We start from the raw sequence: 22,208 nt of genomic DNA, 5'->3' as shown, positions 1-22,208 counted from the left end.
AGCGTCGCCAATAAAGGGAACAGATATGAAGAAACTGCTTGCATCGACCTGTCTGGTGTTCGGTTTGCTGGGAGGCGCATCCGCGTCGAACGCTGCAGACTGTGGAAGCCCCACCATCGCCAGCATGAACTGGCAGAGCGCCGAAGTGCTCTCCGCCATCGACAAAATTATTCTCAACGAAGGGTATGGTTGCAGTGCCGACATCACCATTGGCGATACTGTGCCGACCATCACCTCCATGGTCGAAAAAGGCCAGCCGGATATCGCCCCGGAAGCCTGGGCCGATACGCTGCCGGAAGTGGTCAAGCGCGGCGTGGATGAAGGCAAACTCGTCGTTGCCGCAACCGCTCTGCCGGATGGCGGCATCCAGGGCTGGTGGATACCGAAATACGTGGCCGACGCCCACCCCGACATCAAGACCATTGGCGATCTGCTGAAAAATCCGAAGCTGTTCCCGGATACTGAAAACCCCGACAAGGGTGCCATCGTCAACGGCCCACAGGGTTGGGGCGGCACCGTGGTCACGGGGCAGCTTTTCAAAGCCTTCGAGGCTGAAAAAGCGGGTTTCATCCTGGTGGATAGCGGCTCTTCCGCCGGTCTCGACGGCTCCATTGCCAAAGCTTACGAGCGCAAGCAGCCATGGGTCGGCTACTACTGGTCGCCCACCGCCCTTCTCGGCAAATATGAAATGGTGAAGCTGGAGCCCGGCGTTGCCGCCGACGCAGCCGAATGGAAACGCTGCAACACGGTTGCCGATTGCCCAGACCCGAAGCCCAACGCATGGCCGGTTGACAAGGTCGTGACGCTGGTTGCCAAGCCTTTCTCGGAAAAGGCTGGCCCGGAGATCATGGACTACCTCAACAAGCGTTCGTGGAGCAACGCCACCGTCAACAAGCTGATGGCCTGGATGACGGACAATCAGGCGACGGGTGAAGACAGCGCCAAGCACTTCCTGAAAGAGAACCCCGACATCTGGACCAAGTGGGTGTCTGCCGACGCTGCGGAAAAGATCAAGGCTTCGCTCTGACGACCTTCCCTACTGCCTGACCCATCGTCCGGCAGCCACGCAAATCGATGTGCGATTGGCAAAACCAGTCGCATGTCGCCGTGATCACAGGGGAATTGTATGGACTGGCTTTACACGTTTCCGCACATGAACGACGACACCCTTCGTGCTCTGAAAAAGATGATCGATGACGGTTTTCGTGAGTTCACGCGCGCCTGGGGCGGCAGCATCGAAGGCTTCTTCTCACCGCTGCAACAGTTTCTGATCTGGGCCGAGCGTTTCATGACGCAAACGCCGTGGCCCATCATCATCCTGATTATCCTGGGCATTGCCTGGGCAGCCAGTCGCAGCGCTAAGATCGTGCTGGGCTGTCTGTTCACACTTCTGGCCATAGGCTATTTCGATATGTGGACGGATACGATGCGGACGATCTCGATGATCTTCGTCTGTACGGTTCTGTCCATCACCATAGGCCTTCCCATCGGCATCCTCATGTCGCATTCCAATCGCTTCCAGCGTGTGGTCAATCCAATTCTCGATGTCATGCAGACTATGCCGAGTTTCGTCTATCTCATTCCCGTCGTCATGCTGCTGGGCATCGGCAGGGTGCCGGGGCTGATCGCGGTGGTGATCTACGCCATTCCGCCGATGATCCGCCTCACCAATCTCGGCATCCGATTGGTGGATAGAGACGTGTTGGAAGCGGCAGACGCTTTCGGCTCATCCGGCTGGCAGAAGCTACTCAAAGTCCAACTGCCGCTTGCGCTTCCCACCATCATGGCTGGCATCAACCAGACCATCATGATGGCACTCGCCATGGTCGTCATCGCCTCGATGATTGGCGTACAAGGGCTGGGCCAACCGGTTCTGAAAGCCATCGCCAACCAATATTTCACGCTGGGCATCTTCAATGGCCTCGCCATCGTCGGCATCGCCATCATCTTCGATCGCATCAGCCAGGCCTATGGCAAAAGGCTCCAGAAACATCAGGAGATTGCGCATGGGTGACATGGCATTCGGCGGCATCAAGATCAGCAATCTCTACAAGATTTTCGGCAGCAACCCTCAAGCCCATGTCGATGCGGTCAGACACGGCATGACGAAGACGGAACTGAACGAGAAACACGGCCATGTTCTGGGCCTGCGCGATATCAACATCGATATCCCCTCCGGATGCATTCAGGTAATCATGGGACTGTCCGGTTCCGGCAAATCCACGCTGATCCGCCACATCAACCGGCTTATCGACCCGACAGCCGGGGAAGTGCTGGTGGATGGTGTGGATGTGGTGAAGATGAACGCAACCGAGTTGCGCGCCTTTCGCCGCCATCAGACCGCCATGGTTTTCCAGAAGTTCGCGCTTTTGCCGCATCGTAACATTCTGGACAACACGCTTTACGGGCTCGAAGTGCAGGGCATGGCACGCGCAAAAAGCGTCGATATCGCCATGCGTTGGCTGGAACGGGTCGGGCTGAAAGGCTTTGAAACGCGCTTTCCCAACCAATTGTCTGGCGGCATGCAGCAGCGCGTCGGGCTGGCGCGGGCACTCTCCAACGATGCGCCTGTTTTGTTGATGGATGAGGCCTATTCGGCGCTCGATCCGCTGATCCGCACCGATATGCAGAGCGTGCTTCTGGATATTCAGACGGAAATCAAGAAAACCATCATCTTCATCACCCATGATCTGGATGAGGCACTGCGTCTGGGGGACCAGATCGCCATTCTACGCGATGGCGAGGTCATTCAGCAGGGCACCAGCCAGGACATCGTCTTGCGCCCTGCGGATGATTATATCGCGACCTTCGTCAAGGAAGTGAACCGCGGTCGCGTCATCAATGTCGAGGCGATCATGTCGCCGGTCAGGCCCGGCCTGCCACTCGGCGGCCCGCAAGTTACAGCAGGCACCAGTGTCGAGGAGGCGATGCGCCTTCTGTCTGTCAGCGTTCAGGACGATGCAGCGGTTGCTAGCCTCTCCGGGGACGTGGTGGGCATGGTCAGTTTCCGCCAACTCGCCAGCGCCATCGTTAATGCACAGGTGCCGGAAGGTCTCAATGGTCAGTCCACTGGGAACATCGTTCGCGCCAAGGCCTGAACAGACTGTTCACAATCTTGGCCGCACATTCCCTTAATTGCGCACTATATGTTCGGCAACGAAACATACGCAATTCAGGTGAATTATCATGAAAAAGATAGGCTTTTTGTCTTTCGGTCACTGGAGCCCAGGAGCGCATTCGCAGGCCCGGACCGCGAAAGACGTGCTTCAACAATCCATCGAGCTTGCCGTTGCCGCCGAGGAGATCGGCGTCGATGGTGCCTATTTCCGCGTCCACCACTTTGCCCGCCAGCTCGCCTCGCCGTTTCCGCTGCTGGCCGCTGTCGGTGCCAGAACGAAGACGATCGAGATCGGCACCGGCGTTATCGATATGCGCTACGAAAACCCACTTTATATGGCGGAAGATGCCGGTTCTGCCGACCTTATTTCCAACGGACGCCTACAACTGGGCCTCAGCCGTGGCTCGCCGGAACAGGTGATCGATGGCTGGCGGTATTTCGGTTATCAACCGAAAGAGGGTTCAAGCGATGCCGATATGGGCCGCGATAACACGGAGGTTTTTCTGGAAGTGCTGAAGGGTGAAGGTTTTGCCGAGCCAAATCCGCGCCCGATGTTTCCCAACCCGCCCGGTAAGCTGCGCCTGGAACCGCATTCGGAAGGCCTGCGCGACCGTATCTGGTGGGGTGCCGGCTCCAACGCCACGGCCATCTGGGCTGGCAAGCTGGGCATGAACCTGCAAAGCTCGACCCTGAAAGACGACGAAACCGGCGAGCCGTTCCATGTGCAGCAGGCCGCGCAAATCCGGGCGTTTCGTCAGGCGTGGAAGGAAGCGGGCCACAGCCGCGAGCCTCGTGTTTCCGTCAGCCGCAGCATCTTTGCGCTGACGGATGACCGCGACCGCGCCTATTTTGGCAGCGGAGCCAAGGAAAGCGACAGCATCGGCTACCTGGATGCCAACACCCGCGCTATCTTTGGGCGCTCCTATGCTGCGGAGCCGGACGTTCTGATCAAGGAACTGGCGCAGGATGAGGCGATTGCCGAAGCCGATACGCTGTTGTTGACGATCCCGAACCAGCTGGGCGTCGATTACAATGTCCACGTCCTTGATTCTATTTTGAAACATGTCGCGCCGGAACTCGGCTGGCGATAATAAAAACGTCCACGGCATCTCCCGATGCCGTGGACTTGAGGCCTTAGTCGGCAACATCCATCACAAGACCCTTCGTCAGCTCCAGCGCCTGCCGCTCGAACAACCCGCGATAGATGCCGCCCTTTTTCTGGATGAGGCTGACATGCGTGCCCTCTTCCGCAATCGTGCCGTGGCTGAACACCAGCAGACGGTCGAGCGAGCGGACGGTCGAGAGACGATGGGCAACAACAAGCGTCGTGCGCCCCAGCATCAGCCGCTCCATCGCGTTCTGAATCAGCATTTCCGATTCCGAGTCCAGGCTTGATGTCGCTTCATCGAGAATGAGAACAGGCGCATCTGCCAGAAACGCACGTGCAATGGCGATACGCTGACGCTCACCGCCCGACAGTTTCACGCCACGTTCGCCCACCAGCGTGCCGTAGCCTTTCGGCAAAGCCGTGATGAAGCCATGCGCGCTGGCAAGCTTTGCCGCATTCTCGATTTCGCTCTGCGTAGCGTTCGGCCTCGCATAGGCGATGTTTTCCGCCAGCGACCGGTGAAACAGGATCGGCTCCTGCTGCACGATGGCAATCTGCTGGCGCAGCGACGCCTGCGACACCTGCGAAATATCCTGCCCATCGATGCTGACAGTGCCGTGGCTGACATCATGCAGCCGCTGGATCAGCTTGATGAACGTCGTCTTGCCCGAACCGGAATGGCCGACAAGTCCCACCCGCTCACCCGGTTTGATGGTGACGGAAAAGTCCTTATAGAGCGGCGCGAGATGCTTGCCATAATGGAAGCTCACCCGGTCGAACTCGATCTTGCCCTCATCGATGACAAGCGTCTTCGCGTTTGGCACATCGTCAATGCCAAGCGGCTGCGAATGGATGGAAACAAGCTCTTCCATATCGTTTATCGACCGCTGCAAGTTGCGGATATGCATCCCGATTTCGCGCAGATAACCTTGCAGAATGAAGAAAGCCGTCAGAACGAAGGTGATATCACCGGCATTGGCTTTGCCGCTGGCCCACAGCAACAGCGCGAGGCCGACAACGCCTGCCCGCATGATGCTGAGCAGACCAGCTTGCAACGTGCCATTGATGGTGCCGCGCGTCCATGTGCGCCGTGTCCGGTCCTGCCACTTGCCCATGACGCGTGTCAGGCGGCTGTCTTCCCGCTCTTCCGCACCGAAGGCTTTTACCACGGCATTGCAGGTGACGGCATCGGCCAGGGAGCCGCCCAGCTTCGTATCCCAGGCGTTGGCAAGGCTTGCCATTGGCGCAACATAGCCAAGCGCCATGCACACAGTGATGACGACGAAAAGCAGGGAGCCCAGCCCGACGAGCAACCCCATCATCGGCCAGTACCACGTCATTAGAACAGTCGATCCGATGAGCATGATGACGGACGGGAACAGCGCGACGAACACCGTATCGTTCAACAGATCCAGCGCCCACATGCCGCGTGTGACCTTGCGCACCGTCGAGCCCGCAAAGCTGTTGGCATGCCAATCCGAGGAAAAACGCTGGATGCGGTGAAACGAATCCGCCGCGATATCCGTCATGGACCGCAGCGTGAAGCTGATGATCGTCATGAAAGTGGCATGCCGCAACATGACGGCCAGCACGGCAAGGCCCATGAGCCAGCAGAATGCGGTAAGCGCGTTGTTCCAGACGATGGGATCGCTGGCCGTGCCGGACACCACGGCATCCACCAGATGACCAGCAAACATAGGCGTCAACACATCGGCAAGCGTGGAAAACAGTACGGCGCATAGCATGAAAGCCACGCGACCGGGTTGCCGGCGCCAATGCACCCAACAGAAACGAAAAACGCTGCGAAACGCCTGACTTCGGCGTATTTTCAAACCAAAAGACATTGATAGCATCCGGCGGGCAGCCGGTCCCATAAAAGAAGGAAAAACGGAATCCGCGCCGGATCGATGCGCGAAATAATTTGGGAAAAATCAGAAGAACTGGCTCAGCCAGCTATTGTCGTGCGATCTCTTGCTGAGAAGAGAGGCTAGGCCTCAACCGTGATTGGCTGATGCCACCGGGGAGTTAGAAAAATATGCCATCAAATACCTCCCTCGTTAACGTTGATGAGGCCATAATATGCATCTTCAATCAAAAGGCCAAGTTGGTTTTTCTTCCCGAAGCAACTAAACCTGTGGCTGCGGCAGAGTTGCCACAGGTCGCACCGACGATGGCGTTATGGACCGGGACAACCGTCCCCGTTCCCGAGCGGAAAACTGGCATTGCAACATCATTATCCCCATATGCCAAAAGAAGAATTTTTCTCCTCTCCATCGCGCCTTTTGTGGATGATTATTTGGCGACTTTGAACGACCGACAGGAGAAAATCGGCTTCTAACCTTATGCTTGGAGCATGCCATGACGTTGCGTATCAACCAGACCGCCCCGGATTTTACCGCCGATACAACTCAGGGACCGATCAATTTCCATGAGTGGATCGGCGATAGCTGGGCTGTTCTGTTCTCTCACCCGAAGAACTTTACGCCCGTCTGCACGACGGAACTTGGCGCAATGGCGGGGCTGGATGGCGAATTCAAGAAGCGCAATGTCAAGGTCATCGGCATTTCAGTCGATCCGGTCGAGAGCCATTCGAAATGGAAGCAGGACATCCAGACCGCCACCGGCTTCGAGGTCGGCTATCCCCTGATCGGCGACAAGGATCTGAAGGTCGCCAAGCTCTACGACATGCTGCCGGATGATGCAGGCGAAAGCTCCGAGGGACGCACGCCTGCCGATAACGCCACCGTCCGCTCCGTCTACGTCATCGGCCCGGACAAGAAGATCAAGCTGATCCTCACCTACCCCATGACCACAGGCCGCAACTTCGATGAAATCCTGCGCACCATCGACTCGATCCAACTGACCGCCAAGCATCAGGTGGCAACGCCCGCAAACTGGAAGCAGGGAGAGGATGTGATCATCACGGCGGCGGTTTCGAACGAAGATGCGATTACGCGGTTTGGGTCGTTCGATACGGTGCTGCCGTATTTGCGCAAGACGAAGCAGCCGCAGGGGTGATGTGTCGGGGTGCACTCTGTTTTGTCTGGCGGGCGGCGTTTTACGCACGTTCGCCAAGCGGCAGGGTTGCGCCCTGTTACCCACTCCGTGTGATCTCGTCGGCCAACCACACCCTCCACCCTCATGCTGAGGTGCTTTGGCCGAAGGGCGAAGCCTCGAAGCATCCGCCGCGCACTCTGCGCTCTCGTCCCGCAACCCTCGTCCTTCGAGACTCCGGCTTTGCCTCCGCACCTCAGGATTAGGGTTGCTACCGTTGCAGCCTGTCACTCTATCACTGCAACAGGTCAAACAATTGCAGTCAGCCCGATCCCCCCTTCTGGGGAAGATGCCAGCAGACAGAGGGGATTAGCCGCGTGTGCACCCTCACCCATTATCCCGCTGAAAAATCCAGTCATGGTCCGGGTGGTTCTGGAAGCGCCATTTGCGCTTCGGCCCCGCCATGACATTCAGATAATACATCTCATACCCATAGGGCGCACCGCAGGGGTGATGTCCCTTCGGCACCAGCACCACGTCACCATCCGAAACCGCCATGGTTTCATCCAGCGAGCCGTCTTCCGTGAAAACCCGCTGAAAGCCGAAGCCCTTGTTAGGGTTGAGGCGGTGGTAGTAGGTTTCTTCGAGATAGGTCATGTCGGGGAAATTATCCTCGTCATGCCGGTGGGGCGGGTAGGACGACCAGTGGCCGGAGGGGGTGAAGACTTCCGTGACCAAAAGGCTGTCGGCCACATCCCGGTCTTCCATGGCAATGGGGAAGATGTAGCGGGTGTTGGCGCCCTTGCCGCGTTCGGCAAGGGAAATGCCTGCGGGCCCGATGACCTGCGCTTGCCTGCCCGGCTTGGCGGGTGCGGTGCAGACGCCGATGGTACAATCTGTCGTGGCAGTGACCGACCAGGAGGAACCGGCGGGAATATAGACGCAATGCGGTGGCTTGCGCTCGAACACATTCATGCGGTCGCCGAGTTCGCCGAAGTTCTGGTCTTCGGAGGAGACCTCCGCCTTGCCTTCCACGAGCACCAGAATGACTTCCGTATCCCCGGTTTTCTCGCTGGCGGTCTCGCCCGGTTTCAGCCGGTAGAGACCGAAACCGACATAGCCCCATTCCGCACTCTCAGGCGTGATATTATGGACCTTGCCAGACTGACCGGTAGGCTTGCGCAGCAGATTTGCCATCACTCATCTCCTCATTCAGGCTTCATCAAGCCCGGCTTCCCTGGCATATGCCCGAAGCGATTTAAGCCCGAGGCTCTGGTATTCGAAGGGATTGCGGACGTCAGGGTCCTGCTCTGCTTCGATCACCAACCAGCCGCTATAGCCATGCTCGGCGGCAATTTTCAGGACGGATGGAAAATCGACGCCGCCGTCCGTATCTCCGGGAACGGTGAAGACGCCACGGCGCACGCCTTCCAGAAACGAAAGATTTTCGTTGCGCACCTGAACGGCAATCTCAGGCCGGACGTTTTTCGCATGGATGTGACCGACGCGGGCCATGTGCTTGTGCGCAAGACGTGCGGGATCACCACCGCCGAACAGCGTGTGGCCGGTGTCCAGCAGCAGCTTGGTGTGCGGCCCGGTGTTTTCCATCAGGCGATCGATTTCGTCTTCGCTCTCGATGATGGTGCCCATGTGGTGGTGGTAGACGAGTGCGATACCCTGCTCGGCAGCGAATGCCGCCAGCGTTTCCACGCCTGCGCCGAACGATTTCCAATCAGCATCGGCAAGTTTAGGGCGGTCGTTCACCGGTTTGCCATCATCACCGTGAATGGCGTTCGATGTCTCGCAGACGATGATGACCTTGGAGCCCATGGCTTTCAGAAGATCGAGCGCGGGCTGCATGGCTGCCTTCTCGTCTTCGATGGAGTTGGTCAGAAGGTTGAGCGAATGCCAGCCCGAAACGAAGCGCAGGTTGCGGGGCTCGAGCACCGCCTTCAGCGCATCTGGCTGCTGCGGGAACTTGTGGCCTTTTTCTATGCCGTCGAAACCGATTTTCGACGTCTCGTCCAGGCACTGCTCGAGGCTGATGTGCGCACCTAGAGTGCGGTCGTCATCATTGCTCCAGGCAATGGGGTTGGTGCCATAAAGGATCATCTCACTGTCTTTCCTTCAACGCGGCTTCGTAAGCGGCGCGTGCATTGTTGACTTCTTTCCGCTCAGAAACCTCCGGCACGGCCACATCCCACCAGTAACCACCGGCATCCGGTGTTGGGTATGGGTCGGTGTCGATGACGATAACTGTCGTCACCGTCGCTTCGCGCGCGGCATTTAAAGCTGTCTCCAGCTCCGCAATCGAGGACACCTTGTGGGCATCCGCGCCCATGCTGGCGGCGTGGGCGGTGAAATCGATGGCGATGGGGTTGGTGTGGTTGGTGTGGGCGTAGAGGTTGTTGAACTCCGCGCCGCCGGTGCCCATTTGCAGACGGTTGATGCAGCCGTAACCACGGTTATCGGTAATCACGAGGGTGATTTTCACGCCCATGGCAACGGCGGTGGCAAGCTCCGAATTCATCATCATGTAGGAGCCATCGCCGACCATGACGATCACGTCGCGATGCGGTTGCGCCATCTTGATGCCGAGGCCACCGGCAATCTCGTAACCCATGCAGGAGAAGCCGTACTCCATGTGGTAAGAGAGCGGCAGTTTGGCCTTCCACAGCTGGTGCAGTTCTCCGGGCATGGTGCCTGCCGCACACATGACGACGGTGTTGTCACGCGAGGCCCGCTGCACGGCACCGATGACCTGCATGTCGGTTGGCAGGCTGTTGGCTTCCGTGGGAGCAGCCGTCACGGCATCGGCCTTTGCGAACCATTGCTGTTTCAACGCGGTGTCGGGTGCCGCAAAACGATGACTGCCCAAGGCGGCTGAAAGCTTCTGAAGCCCCACCTTGGCATCCGCCGTGAGGCTGATGGCGTTGTGCTTGGCGCTGTCATAGGGCTGGACGTTGAGCGCCAGCAGCTTGCGGTCCGGGTTCTTGAACAGCGCCCAGGAACCGGTGGTGAAATCCTGAAAGCGGGTGCCGATGCCGAAAACGAGATCGGCCTTTTCGGCGATGGCATTGGCGCTATCTGCACCGGTGACGCCGACGGGGCCGAAGTTCAGGTCGTGATCCCATGCGAGTGCAGATTTGCCCGCCTGCGTTTCGATAACCGGAATGGAGTGCGTTTCGGCAAAGCGTTTGAGCGTTTCCGTCGCGCCGGAGAAATGCACGCCACCACCGGCGACGATGACCGGATTTTTGGCGGCTTTCATGGCGGCGACGGCTTCTTCGAACTCTGCGATGTCGGGCTCAGGACGACGCTGACGCCAGACTTTTTTCTCGAAGAAGCTGGCTGGATAATCGTGAGCTTCCGCTTGCACATCCTGACAGAAAGCCAGCGTGACGGGGCCGCAATCGGCGGGGTCGGTCATGGTGCGCATGGTACGTGGCAAAGCGGTGAGAAGCTGTTCGGGCCGCGTGATACGGTCGAAATAGCGGCTGACGGGTTTGAAGCAATCATTAGCCGAAACGGTGCCATCGCCGAAATCCTCTATCTGCTGCAAAACAGGGTCGGGGCCACGATTGGCGAAGACATCGCCGGGGATGAGCAGGACGGGCAAACGGTTGATATGGGCCAGTGCGGCAGCCGTGACCATATTCGTCGCACCAGGGCCGATGGAGGATGTGACCGCCATGGCACGGCGGCGACCCAGCTGCTTGGAATAAGCGATGGCGGCGTGGGCCATGGATTGTTCGTTCTGCCCGCGATAGGTCTTCAACTCATCGCGAATGCCGTAGAGCGCCTCACCAATACCGGCGACATTGCCGTGGCCGAAGATGGCCCAGACACCGGCGATATAGGTGTCGCCATCCTCGTTCAATTGTGCGGCCAGATAGCGCACCATTGCCTGCGCTGCCGTCAAACGTAATGTCGTCACGCTGCCTCTCCCTTGTTTCCTGCGGCCCGCGCCTCATCCCAGATGCGGCAGAGCGCGCTGTAGCGATCCGCCATTTGAGCGACGGCCTCCTCGTCACTCATCTTGCCGGAAAGCCATGCCCGACCAGCATCTGCAAAAATCGTTCGGCCCACGGCGAAACCTTTGACCAGATCGAAACCTGCTGCCAGACGGAAGCTCTCCTCCAGCTCCGCCTGTGGCGCATCCAGACCCAGCACCACGATGCCGCGCACATAGGCGTCGTTGCGCTGCACCGCGTCGGTCGCATTCTTCCATGCGGCCTTGCTTTTCATCGGCTCCAGCTTCCACCAGTCGGGGTAGACGCCGATCTCGTAGAAACGGTCGATGATCTTGGCCGTCGTCGTGTCATCCACCGCACCTACTTTGGACGGTATGACTTCCAGCAGCAGTTCCAGCCGGTTGCGGCGCGCGGCCTGGAAGAGGCGCAGCACTGTGTCTTCCTGTTGCTTGCGCAAATCCTCTGCATCATCTGGGTGATAAAAGCACAGGACTTTGACGACATTGTTGGCGGGCCACTCATTGAGGCCGCCGAAATCGAGGCCGAGTTCGGGCTCCAGCGTTAGCGGGCGAGAGCCCGGCCATTCCACGGGGCGGCCAATCCAGAGATTGGTGCCACTGGCTTCGTAAAGCGCATCGCGGCCAAGGCGGCTGTCGCAGAGAATGCCGTATCCGGCTTCGCCGCCGGACACCTGAAGGGCTGCTTGCAGGCAAAGTGTCTTGAAGTCGCCAATCTTGCCATGATCGACACCGGCCTCATCCGCCATCGCTTCCAATTGCATGCGATGATCGAAGGCGAAGACGCGCATGGTGTTCCAGTCACCCTTGCGGTTGGTGGCCCAATGCACCTGCTCCAGCGCCTCGTCCTTGCGCAACGCCTTGTTCTTGATCCCGGTACGGAAGAAATATTGCAGTTCTTCCCAGCTTGGGTAAGCGGGCGTGCAGCCGTGGCGGGAGACGGCGAAGGCGCCGCAGGCATTGGCGTATTTCAGCGTTGTCGGCCAGTCCTCGCCACGCAGCCAACCGCGGAACAGGCCAGCCATGAAGCCGTCGCCTGCACCCAGCACGTTGAAGACCTCGATGGGGAAACCTTCGCCAGAGAGGCCGTCATCGAGGTTGGCTGGAATATCGCCGGGGAATACGACCGCGCCCATGGGACCGCGCTTGCAAACCAAGGTCGCCTTGGAGACCTTGCGCACCGCGTTCAACGCCGCCAACGTATCCGTCGAGCCACCTGCAATGTGAAATTCCTCTTCCGTCCCGACAATGAGGTCGAACAGATGCAGGGTCGATTGCAGCTTGGCCGTGACCTTCTGCGATTCCACGAAGCGGCTTTCGCCATCGCCATGGCCCGCAACGCCCCAGAGGTTCGGGCGATAGTCGATATCGAGCGCAGTCTTCGCGCCATTTTCCCGCGCAAGCCGCAGCGCCTTCAAGACGGCAGCTTCGGTGCGCGGATGGGAAAGATGCGTCCCCGTTGCGCAGACGCATTCGGCGCTGGTAATGAAGGCGGAGTCGATATCGTCTTCGCACAGCGCCATGTCAGCGCAGTTTTCACGGTAGAAAATCAGCGGAAATTGCGACTGGTCGCGAATGCCAAGGAGAACCAGCGCCGTCAAGCGTTCCGGGTCGGTGGTCACGCCAGCGACATCCACCCCTTCGCGCACCAACTGTTCGCGAATGAAACGGCCCATATGCTCATCGCCCACGCGGGTGATGACGGCGGTCTTCAGACCCAGCCGCGCGCCACCGGCGGCGATATTGGTGGGCGAGCCGCCGATATATTTGTTGAAGGAGGACATATCCTCCAGCCGACCACCAACCTGCGCGCCGTAAAGATCAACCGACGAACGGCCTATCGTAATGAGATCGAGCTTTTTCACGACCGTCCTCCCTCGCTCTAACGCGAATCCTGCCTCTGGAATGACACTCCACCATCATTCCATTTCAGGTTATTTTTGGACTATAAATTCCATTTTTCCTGTTTTCAACATAAATATTCAATTTTGACGGTGCGTGCCCACGCCCACTGCCAACGCTATGGCAACACAAAGCGTGGCCGAAAGCGAGCGAAACGCGCCAAAATCGACTTCCGAAACGGCCAAAATCGTCGCTCCGAGCTTTCGCATCGGGCTGACTGCCGTGTCCGTCAACGCCACGACCGGGATGCGTCGTGAAAGGCTAGAGGAGACGAGGTCCATCGTCTCCGCCGAGTAGGGGGAAAAGGTTATGGCGAGCACGACATCGCCGGTGCGGATTGCGCTTTCATTGTGCAATTGCCCGACCGAAGCATGCAGCATGGCGGGAACGCCCATTTTTTCAAACGCATAGGCCAGATAACTGGCGACCGCGAATGAACGGCGCAGCCCGATGATATGAAGCGTCGAAGCTTTGGCGAGAACCTCGATCGCCGTTTCGAACTCCTGCGGATCGACGGTGTTGAGCACGCTTTCCAGCGAGGCCCGGCCTGCATCTACGAATTCGGCGAGCAGCAGTGCACCGCCGTCTTCGCCGTTGTTGCGCAAATTGCTCAGCCGCGTCGTGTAATCCGGCCATCCACCGGTGTAATGCTCGCGAAACAGCTTCTGCATCTGCGAGTAGCCGGAGAACCCCATGATCTGGCTGAACCGCATGACGGCGGATGGCTGGACACCAGCGACTTCCGCCAGCTCTGCCACCGTCGAGACTGCGATACGGTCCGCATTGGAAGCGATGTAGTCAGCGCATTGGCGCAGGCGTTTCGGCAGGCTGTCAGTTACTTCCAGCAACCGCTCCTGAAAGGCTTCCACCGTTGCTGGGGCCGCGTTTGCGATCATGACATCTCCCTCGTTTTCTCATCCCACCTGCAATATGGAATATCCATTCCAAAAAATTTCACAAGTATTCCACGGCGATTCATCTGATGACAGTGACGGCCTGACATGGCATAGGGACGCCAAACTCCCAGCTTATCGGTTACGCCTCTATGATCCGCATCGAAAACATCAGCAAATCCGCCAGCCATCGCATCCTCTTCATCGAGGCCTCGGCTGCGCTCAATCGCGGAGAAAAGGTCGGCTTGGTCGGCCCCAACGGTGCGGGCAAGACCACGCTGTTTCGCATGATCACCGGTCAGGAACAGCCTGACGAAGGTCAGGTCGCTTCTGACAAGCACGTCACCATCGGCTACTTCAATCAGGATGTCGGTGAAATGGCGGGCCGCAGCGCGGTGGCCGAAGCCATGGAAGGTGCAGGTCCTGTCAGCGCCGTTGCGACCGAACTGCGTGAACTCGAGGCACGGATGGTCGATCCCGATCAGCTCGACCAGATGGACGAGATCATCGAGCGTTATGGCGAGGTGCAAGCGCGCTACGAAGAGCTTGACGGTTACTCGCTGGAGGGCCGCGCCCGCGAGGTTCTGGCAGGCCTGAGCTTCAGCCAAGAGATGATGGACGGCGATGTCGGCAAGCTCTCGGGAGGCTGGAAAATGCGCGTGGCGCTGGCCCGCATTCTGCTGATGCGGCCTGATGTGATGCTGCTCGACGAACCGAGCAACCACTTGGACATCGAAAGCCTGATCTGGCTTGAAAACTTCCTCAAGACCTATGATGGCGCGCTATTGATGACCTCGCATGACCGCGAGTTCATGAACCGCATCGTCAACAAGATCATCGAAATCGATGCGGGCTCGCTGACCAGCTATTCCGGCGACTACGGCTTTTACGAGCAGCAGCGCGCCCAGAACGAAAAGCAGCAGCAAGCGCAGTTCGAACGCCAGCAGGCGATGCTGGCCAAGGAAATCAAGTTCATCGAGCGCTTCAAGGCCCGCGCTTCGCATGCCTCACAGGTGCAGAGCCGCGTCAAGAAGCTGGAAAAGATCGATCGCGTCGAGCCGCCAAAGCGCAGGCAGAGCGTTGCATTCGATTTTCTGCCCGCACCACGCTCCGGTGAAGACGTCGTTTCACTGAAACAGGTTCACAAGACTTACGGTTCGCGCCGCATCTATGAAGGTCTCGATTTTATGATCCGCCGCAAGGAGCGCTGGTGCATTATGGGCGTGAACGGCGCTGGTAAATCCACGCTGCTCAAACTCATTGCAGGCACGGCAAAGCCTGATAACGGCACCGTCACCGTGGGTGCCAGCGTCAAGCTCGGCTATTTCGCACAGCATTCCATGGACTTGCTGGATGGCGACAGCACCGTGCTGCAATGGCTGGAACAACGCTTTCCTAAGGCGGGACAGGCGCCGCTACGCGCGCTATCCGGCTGTTTCGGCTTTTCGGGTGACGATGTCGAAAAGAAGTGCCGCGTGCTCTCGGGTGGTGAAAAGGCGCGTCTGGTCATGGCCGCCATGCTGTTCGACCCGCCGAACTTCCTCGTTCTGGACGAACCGACCAACCACCTTGATCTCGACACCAAGGAAATGCTGATCAAGGCGCTCGGTGAGTATGAGGGCACCATGCTTTTCGTTTCGCATGATCGTCACTTCCTCGGGGCATTGTCCAATCGCGTCTTGGAACTGACACCTGACGGCATCCACCAATATGGTGGCGGCTATACGGAGTATGTAGAAAGAACAGGCGCGGAGGCTCCGGGGCTTATGCAAGCATAAAAAAATGCGGCCACAAGGGCCGCATTTTTGAATGTCAAAACGTTAGGTGCTCAGTTGAGCGTTTCCCAATTGCTGCGAACGTCAGAAGCCGACTTGCTGAGGTGTACGTGCGCATCGACGTGATCGACCCAATCCAGCGGGATCAGGTGGTGCTTGCCGTCATCGGCATCGGTTTTCGTCAGCTTGATACGGCTTTGGCCTTCCATGTGGTCAACGGTGCCAACGTGGCTGCCATCTGCGGAACGCACTTCCATATGCTCGCGAATTTTGTCCTGAGAAATCATGGTCATTTCCTCCGTGTTTTCTTTATCTACACGCGGAAAATGGACAGCGGGCTGTTTCGTTCCCACATTGCTCATATTGAATATTCGCAAGGCTAGTTTCCTACCATCTCCTAGAAAAGTGCGTCAGCGAAAAGATCGTCGTCATCTGCTGCGGCTGACTGGCTGCCAGAGGATGCGGTGGCAGCACTTGCTGACGAGACGTTTGCTGGCAGGAAGCGGACATGGATGTCGCGTTCCTGCGACATAGTGTAGAGCTTGTAGACCCGCGCGCTGAAGGTTTCGATCTTGTGGCTGAAGCCAGATACGTTTGCTTCGAAGCCTTGCGACAATTGCGCGGCAATCTGGCAGCATTCATTGAAGGTATCGCCGAGTTCGCTCTCGAAATCCAGCGTAACGACTGCCGAACTGATGCGGCTGAAAACCGCCTGACCTTCTTCGGCAAGCGCCTGCATGCCGGCATCCATCTGCGTCTTTGCGTGGCGGATTGCCTGAAGGGTTTCGTTCAGCGGCACTGCGAGATCGGCAGAAAGGCCGTGTCCCTGTTGGGCCAACTGGTTGGTCGCGCTTTCGACGCGCTGCAATTCCTCGACAATTGCATCGGCTGGCGTTTCCAGCTTGCCTGCGAAAACCCGCATTTCGCCGCTGACGACGTTGACGGACCTGCCGGCGTCGCCAAGCTTGGAGCAACGCAGGTTGGAATTGAGTGCCATATAGTGAATGTCGATCTTGATGGACCGGAGAATTTCGATGCCGCGCGACAGTTCCTGCGCGCTGTTGGTGACGGAAAGAACCACGCCGTCGGCACCGGTACTGCTTTCCTGAACGCGTGCGACAAGGTTACAGGCCTCAACGATGCCCTGCTCCATCAGCTCCAGCGTGCCCTTATCGCCGTTGCGGGTTTTGTCGACCAGTTCATCGCGCAAAGACAGGATGCGGGCCGCATCATCGGCAAAGCTTGAAATGCTGGCGAAAATCTTGGTGCAATCGCGATGGAAATCGGCAGCCGTTTCATCCATCTGGGCGCCTGCCATTTGCAGGACGGCTTCTTTCAAAACCGCATATTCATCACTGTCGAGTTGTTTTCCCTCATCGGATGATGAGAAGGTGTCCAGCATTTCCAGCATGCTTTGAATGTGCTCGATGCGCTGGCGGGTGATATCGCCGATCTGCAAGGATGACAGGACCGAGCCGATCTTGCCCTGAATGGTGTTGGCGATCTTCTTCACCTGCGCGGCAATATCGGCCATTTCCTGATGCTGCTTGCTGATGCGCGCGGAATTTTCGTTGAGACCCGTGATGATCTGCGGGATGGTCTTTTCGAAATCTTCAAGCGTTCCCGACGAGAAGGAACGCGCCTTGATCAACTGCGAACGCATGGCCTCAAGGTTCTTGGCAAAACGGCTGACTTCATCTGCGCCGGACTGAATGCGTTCACGAATTTCATCGGCAAAGCCGGCAAATTCGGCGAGACCCGCGCCGGTGATTTTAACGGTGATCACGAAGGTCTTCAGATAGCGGATCGTCTCGTGGATGTCTTCGATATGCCCACCGGTGGACGAGCACATATGCGCCAGCGAATTGAACGCTGCCTGGCGCGTTTCTTCGGTTTTTGGCAATTGGGCGAGCTCGTCGATTGTCTTGCTCAGACCATCAAGTGTGCTTTGGGCGGTCTTTCCGTCGAGCGTACCCGTCATGCCATCTAGAATGCCGGTCAGACTGCCCAGGATGTCCATAACGGAGACCAGAACCGCGCCGCCTTCAAGAAACGTCTTTTCGATGCGCGCATGCGCAGCCGTCAGCTTGGAGGTGAACTCCACCTGTCTGTCGATCTCGAACGTTTTCTTGAACTGAAGCGCTGTACTCATCGTCGTTTCCCGATCTGGTGTTGTGAGACGACGCTAGTCTGATTTCGGAAACGACAGGTAAACCGGGCAAGCCGCGAGCACCCTAATGCGATTCACAGTTAACAGTTGTGAAAAAAATCAGATCAAAAGGCTGGTTATGAAGCCTGGGGCCGATTTCACACAGCAGCGTGACGGAATGTTAGATTGAAACGCGCACACCCCGCTGCATCATGCGAACCTTCTTTCAAAGGCAGGATGCCGTGGAAAAATAGACGCGACGGGCCACCCCAGACGACGACATCACCGTGACTGAGCACGTGTTTGCGAACAGGGTCGCTGCGATTGATGCCGCCGAACTGGAAGGTGGCAGGCAAACCCAGCGAGACGGAGACGATCGGATTGGTGAAATCCTTCTCGTCCTTATCCTGATGCAGCGACATCTTGGCGCCGGGCTCATAGCGGTTGATGAGACAGGCGTTGGGCGTGAAATCCGCATAGCCCGCCTCCCTCGCCGCGCTCGTGGCAAGCGACAGAAAACTTTGCGGCATAGAGGGCCATGGTTTTCCACTCTCGGGATCGGTCGTCTGGTAGCGGTATCCCCGGCGATCCGTCACCCAGCCGTAAGGGCCACAATTTGTCATGGCGACCGACATGGAGAAACCACCCGGCGTGACCATGTGGCGGAAGGGAGCAGCGGCGGCTATTTCGTCGATCTCGCGCATCAGGTCGTTGGCACCATCAAGCGCGTGATGGCGCAGCAACCAGGCGCCATCCGCCATTTCGATGCGCTGCGGCTGTGCCGCTTGAAGACCTGAGAACAGATCATCCATCATGCGACGCGTTCCCGAGTTCTCGCGACCGACGGGTGAAGACGTGGCACGTATCCGGCCCGAAGGGTGTTGAGCGTGGAGGGTGGTGTCAGCAAGCCATCGACGAAGGGCAAGGTCTTGGCGGGCTGATATCCGTTGATGCCCCAATGATAGGGCTTGCCGCCGACGATCAAGAACGCCTCTCCGCCTGCTGCAATCATCGCGCCATCCGGCAGGTGTTCCAGCGGCGACAGCAGCATGTTCAGGCGCTTGCGGCGAGATTGAAGCCGCTCTTTGTGAAGCACGCTGTCCATGGTCTTGGCACTGGGTGGCGATGTTTCGTTTCCCGATGCCCAGGCCGCACGAAACCGGTCGGCATCCTCACGGCGGCATTGAAAACAGGGGCGGTGACCGGCCGCCAATGCCGTTGCTTCGTCAAAGAAGAAAAGCTCAGTCCAACTGCGCGTCGCCATGACATTGCGGCGCACGTCTTTATAATCGCATGTGCAGACTAGCCACGACTTGGAGGTCCAGCGCTTTGTGGTCAGGGTCTTGGTATCAGGGTCGTGAATGATCCCGCGGTTGCCGGTGAAAAGCCCACGCAACGGCAGATCAACGATGTCTCCAAAAGGATCGACTCGGTTCTGTAGCGGCATCGTCACCTCCCATCGCTTCTATCAGCAATGCCAAAAATTCATGTAAAAGAGACGATTTTAGGGACGACATATGTGGTCCCTCTCCGTCAATGCTGCGTTAAGCATAATCGTTCATACCTTTTTCCATGAATTCGCGGCCTCGCCGCCACCGCGAGGAAGGTCTATCGACGATGCAAACACCGCAGATGCGCCGAAAATTATTTTCGCACGACAGGCCAGACATCATCTATGCCGTCGGCGACGTTCACGGCTGCTTTGATCTTTTGCAGGTGTTGCAGCAGAAAATCTTGAGCGACGCGGCGCAAATCCATGGGTCCAAATGGATCGTGATGCTGGGCGATTACATCGACCGCGGCCCGAAATCCTCCTATGTCATCCACGAGTTGATGCAGCCGCTTTCGGGCGATATCGAGCGCTTCTGCCTTGCAGGAAACCACGAGGCAACGATGCTGGATTTTCTCAACGATCCGCGCCGGGATCATCTCTGGCTGGAATTCGGGGGGCTGGAAACACTTAAGTCTTACGGGATCAGCGAAATACCGCAGGACAAGAAAAGCCTGAAGGCGCTGCTTCACGAACACATCCCGCAGAGCCATATCGACTTCATGGCATCGCTGCCGTCACTGCTAGCGGTGCCGGGCCTTTGCTTCGTGCATGCGGGTGTGGTGAATGGCGTTCCGCTGCAAAGGCAGGAAGACAAGAATTTGCTGTGGATACGGCCCAAGGATCAGACCATGCCGGGCGCCGACAATCTGTTTCTGACCGTGCATGGCCATACCCCCGTGCGCACCGTGTCTTTGATGGACAACAGGCTGAACGTCGATACCGGTGCGTTTATGACGGGGAGGCTGTCTGCGGTGAAGATTACGCGTGACGGTACCGTAACGGTGATGCACGCGGAATAGAGACTGGCCCAAAGCCGGTAGACGGAAAGACGCACAAAAAAACACCGGCTGATGTCAGCCGGTGTTTTGTATTTCTCAGGCGACCTTAGTGGTTGTCGCGTGGCACGCCCTTGGTCTGGGCGATGCGCTGATACTTTACGGCATTTTCCAGAACCGCGCCGGTTTCCATCTGGCCGACGAGGCCGCGCTGGATTTCCTGCCATGGGGTCTGGTGATCGGGGAACTTATAGCCGCCTTCAGCAGCCAAAGCTTCATAACGCTTGGCCAGTTCTTCCGGCGAAATCAGTATGTCCGCCTTGCCCTGACCAACGTCGATGCGAACCCGGTCGCCGGTCTGAAGGATCGCGAGACCGCCACCGGCAGCCGCTTCTGGCGATGCGTTCAGAATGGACGGGCTGCCCGAAGTGCCGGACTGGCGACCATCACCGATGCAGGGAAGCGAGGTGATGCCCTGCTTGAGCAGGTAGTCCGGCGCACGCATGTTGACGACTTCAGCCGCACCCGGATAACCGATAGGACCGGCACCACGCATGAACAGAACCGTGTTGGCGTCGATACCGAGCGACGGATCGTCGATGCGGTGGTGATAATCTTCCGGGCCATCGAACACCACGGCCTTGCCTTCAAAGGCTTCCGGGTCATTCGGGTTGGACAGGTAACGCTCGCGGAACTCAGGCGAGATAACGCTGGTCTTCATGATGGCGGACGAGAACAGGTTGCCACGCAGAACGCGGAAACCGGCACGCTCCTTCAATGGCTGATCGAACGGACGAATGACCTTTTCGTCTTCGATGATGGCGCCACGGCAATTGTCGCCAATGGTCTTGCCATTGACCGTCATCGCGTCTTCCTTGATGAGGCCCTGTGTCATCAACTGGTTGACGACCGCTGGTACGCCGCCAGCATGGTAATAGTCTTCACCAAGATATTCACCGGCAGGCTGAAGGTTGACCAGCAAGGGCACTTCTTCGCCATAGGTCTGCCAGTCATCGACCGTCAGTTCGACGTCAAGGTGACGGGCCAGACCGTTCAGATGGATCGGCGCGTTGGTGGAGCCGCCGATGGCCGAGTTGACGCGGATGGCGTTGATGAAGGCGTCCTTCGTCATGATATCGGAAGGCTTCAAGTCTTCGCGAACCATTTCAACGATGCGCAGACCGGTGAGGTAGGAAATTTCCTGACGGTCCCGGTAAGGCGCTGGGATCGCAGCAGAACCGGGAAGCTGCATTCCGAGGGCTTCAGCCAGCGAGTTCATGGTCGTTGCCGTGCCCATGGTGTTGCAATAGCCGGTCGAAGGTGCCGAGGAGGCAACGAGCTTCACAAAGCCCGCATAGTCGATTTCGCCCTTGGCCAGAAGTTCACGTGCTTTCCAGACGATGGTGCCGGAGCCGGTGCGCTCGCCACGGAACCAGCCGTTCAGCATGGGACCGACGGAGAGCGCGATGGCAGGAATGTTCACGGTGGCCGCCGCCATAAGACAGGCAGGCGTGGTCTTGTCGCAGCCGATGGTCAACACGACGCCGTCGAGCGGATAGCCGTAAAGCACTTCCACGAGGCCGAGATAGGCGAGGTTACGGTCGAGGCCCGCTGTTGGGCGTTTACCGGTTTCCTGAATGGGGTGAACCGGGAATTCGATGGCGATGCCACCGGCTTCACGAATGCCTTCGCGCAGACGGTGAGCAAGCTCGAGGTGGTGACGGTTGCACGGCGACAGATCGGAACCTGTCTGGGCGATACCGATGATCGGGCGATCCGACTGCAATTCCGCCTGGCTGAGGCCGAAGTTCATGTAACGCTCGAGATAGAGCGCCGTCATATCCGCATTGTCAGGGTTATCGAACCAAGCGCGAGAACGCAGCTTACCGCCCTTGCCTTGCGTTGCGGGTAGGTTGTTCTGGTCTTTCATGATTCTGGTCTCCAGCCGGA

The 22,208-nt window shown here is 58.1% G+C and carries 19 protein-coding genes; 8 read left to right on the top strand and 11 right to left on the bottom strand.

Going from position 1 to position 22,208, the window contains the following annotated elements:
• Positions 1 to 25 precede the first annotated feature (25 nt).
• The 4 genes from RRU01S_RS06235 (at position 26) to RRU01S_RS06220 (ending at position 4,209) form a co-directional block, all read left to right on the top strand.
• Positions 26 to 1,027, top strand: coding sequence for an ABC transporter substrate-binding protein (locus tag RRU01S_RS06235; RefSeq protein WP_045229357.1), 1,002 nt, complete (start codon positions 26 to 28; stop codon positions 1,025 to 1,027).
• A 99-nt stretch (positions 1,028 to 1,126) separates the two neighbouring features.
• Positions 1,127 to 2,014, top strand: coding sequence for an ABC transporter permease (locus RRU01S_RS06230; RefSeq protein WP_045229356.1), 888 nt, complete (start codon positions 1,127 to 1,129; stop codon positions 2,012 to 2,014).
• A complete protein-coding gene (locus RRU01S_RS06225; RefSeq protein WP_045229355.1) occupies positions 2,007 to 3,098 on the top strand; it encodes a quaternary amine ABC transporter ATP-binding protein in 1,092 nt (363 codons plus the stop codon). The genes RRU01S_RS06230 and RRU01S_RS06225 overlap by 8 nt, the downstream gene beginning before the upstream one ends.
• Before the next feature lie 88 nt (positions 3,099 to 3,186).
• Positions 3,187 to 4,209 carry an LLM class flavin-dependent oxidoreductase gene (locus RRU01S_RS06220; RefSeq protein ID WP_045229354.1) on the top strand — a complete coding sequence of 341 codons (1,023 nt, stop codon included), beginning with the start codon at positions 3,187 to 3,189 and terminating at the stop codon, positions 4,207 to 4,209.
• A gap of 43 nt (positions 4,210 to 4,252) precedes the next feature.
• On the opposite strand, the gene RRU01S_RS06215 is transcribed toward RRU01S_RS06220, so the two are convergent.
• Positions 4,253 to 6,070, bottom strand: a complete 1,818-nt coding sequence (locus RRU01S_RS06215) for an ABC transporter ATP-binding protein (RefSeq protein WP_045229353.1) — start codon at positions 6,068 to 6,070, stop codon at positions 4,253 to 4,255.
• Between the two features lie 191 nt (positions 6,071 to 6,261).
• Between RRU01S_RS06215 and RRU01S_RS06210 the strand changes: the two genes are divergently transcribed.
• Together RRU01S_RS06210 and RRU01S_RS06205 are read left to right on the top strand one after the other, a co-directional pair.
• Positions 6,262 to 6,564 (top strand): hypothetical protein, encoded by a 303-nt coding sequence (locus tag RRU01S_RS06210; RefSeq protein WP_045229352.1) that lies wholly within the window; start codon positions 6,262 to 6,264, stop codon positions 6,562 to 6,564.
• 20 nt (positions 6,565 to 6,584) lie between these two features.
• Positions 6,585 to 7,244 carry a peroxiredoxin gene (locus RRU01S_RS06205; protein WP_045229351.1) on the top strand — a complete coding sequence of 220 codons (660 nt, stop codon included), beginning with the start codon at positions 6,585 to 6,587 and terminating at the stop codon, positions 7,242 to 7,244.
• A 363-nt stretch (positions 7,245 to 7,607) separates the two neighbouring features.
• Here the strand turns inward: RRU01S_RS06205 and iolB are convergent, their stop codons facing one another.
• The 5 genes from iolB to RRU01S_RS06180 form a co-directional block, all read right to left on the bottom strand.
• Positions 7,608 to 8,417, bottom strand: a complete 810-nt coding sequence (gene iolB, locus RRU01S_RS06200) for a 5-deoxy-glucuronate isomerase (RefSeq protein WP_045229350.1) — start codon at positions 8,415 to 8,417, stop codon at positions 7,608 to 7,610.
• A gap of 15 nt (positions 8,418 to 8,432) precedes the next feature.
• Positions 8,433 to 9,332 carry a myo-inosose-2 dehydratase gene (iolE, locus tag RRU01S_RS06195; protein WP_045229349.1) on the bottom strand — a complete coding sequence of 300 codons (900 nt, stop codon included), beginning with the start codon at positions 9,330 to 9,332 and terminating at the stop codon, positions 8,433 to 8,435.
• 1 nt (position 9,333) lies between these two features.
• Positions 9,334 to 11,157 (bottom strand): 3D-(3,5/4)-trihydroxycyclohexane-1,2-dione acylhydrolase (decyclizing), encoded by a 1,824-nt coding sequence (iolD, locus tag RRU01S_RS06190; protein WP_045229348.1) that lies wholly within the window; start codon positions 11,155 to 11,157, stop codon positions 9,334 to 9,336.
• Positions 11,154 to 13,076: a bifunctional 5-dehydro-2-deoxygluconokinase/5-dehydro-2-deoxyphosphogluconate aldolase gene (locus tag RRU01S_RS06185; protein WP_045229347.1), complete on the bottom strand. Its 1,923-nt coding sequence runs from the start codon at positions 13,074 to 13,076 to the stop codon at positions 11,154 to 11,156. Before RRU01S_RS06185 ends, iolD begins: the two co-directional genes overlap by 4 nt.
• Before the next feature lie 117 nt (positions 13,077 to 13,193).
• Positions 13,194 to 14,009, bottom strand: coding sequence for a MurR/RpiR family transcriptional regulator (locus RRU01S_RS06180; protein WP_045229346.1), 816 nt, complete (start codon positions 14,007 to 14,009; stop codon positions 13,194 to 13,196).
• Positions 14,010 to 14,158: 149 nt separating this feature from the next.
• Here RRU01S_RS06180 and RRU01S_RS06175 point away from each other — a divergent pair, with 149 nt between their 5' ends.
• Positions 14,159 to 15,784, top strand: coding sequence for an ABC-F family ATP-binding cassette domain-containing protein (locus RRU01S_RS06175; RefSeq protein ID WP_045229345.1), 1,626 nt, complete (start codon positions 14,159 to 14,161; stop codon positions 15,782 to 15,784).
• A 50-nt stretch (positions 15,785 to 15,834) separates the two neighbouring features.
• On the opposite strand, the gene RRU01S_RS06170 is transcribed toward RRU01S_RS06175, so the two are convergent.
• The 4 genes from RRU01S_RS06170 to RRU01S_RS06155 form a co-directional block, all read right to left on the bottom strand.
• Positions 15,835 to 16,068 carry a DUF2171 domain-containing protein gene (locus RRU01S_RS06170; RefSeq protein ID WP_045229648.1) on the bottom strand — a complete coding sequence of 78 codons (234 nt, stop codon included), beginning with the start codon at positions 16,066 to 16,068 and terminating at the stop codon, positions 15,835 to 15,837.
• A gap of 110 nt (positions 16,069 to 16,178) precedes the next feature.
• Positions 16,179 to 17,933, bottom strand: a complete 1,755-nt coding sequence (locus RRU01S_RS06165) for a methyl-accepting chemotaxis protein (protein WP_045229344.1) — start codon at positions 17,931 to 17,933, stop codon at positions 16,179 to 16,181.
• Positions 17,934 to 18,088: 155 nt separating this feature from the next.
• Positions 18,089 to 18,742, bottom strand: a complete 654-nt coding sequence (gene alkB, locus RRU01S_RS06160; RefSeq protein WP_045229647.1) for a DNA oxidative demethylase AlkB — start codon at positions 18,740 to 18,742, stop codon at positions 18,089 to 18,091.
• Entirely contained in the window at positions 18,742 to 19,377 is a 636-nt protein-coding gene (locus RRU01S_RS06155; protein ID WP_045229343.1) for a hypothetical protein, read from the bottom strand. Before RRU01S_RS06155 ends, alkB begins: the two co-directional genes overlap by 1 nt.
• Before the next feature lie 170 nt (positions 19,378 to 19,547).
• On the opposite strand from RRU01S_RS06155, the gene RRU01S_RS06150 reads away from it, so the two are divergent.
• Positions 19,548 to 20,282, top strand: coding sequence for a metallophosphoesterase (locus RRU01S_RS06150; protein ID WP_045229646.1), 735 nt, complete (start codon positions 19,548 to 19,550; stop codon positions 20,280 to 20,282).
• 85 nt (positions 20,283 to 20,367) lie between these two features.
• Here RRU01S_RS06150 and RRU01S_RS06145 read toward each other — a convergent pair whose 3' ends face one another.
• Positions 20,368 to 22,188: an IlvD/Edd family dehydratase gene (locus RRU01S_RS06145; protein ID WP_045229342.1), complete on the bottom strand. Its 1,821-nt coding sequence runs from the start codon at positions 22,186 to 22,188 to the stop codon at positions 20,368 to 20,370.
• Between the last annotated feature and the right edge of the window lie 20 nt (positions 22,189 to 22,208).

The organism is Agrobacterium rubi TR3 = NBRC 13261, from assembly GCF_000739935.1.
In the GTDB taxonomy this organism is placed as follows: Bacteria; Pseudomonadota; Alphaproteobacteria; order Rhizobiales; family Rhizobiaceae; genus Agrobacterium; species Agrobacterium rubi.
This window is presented reverse-complemented; position numbering and strand designations above follow the sequence as displayed.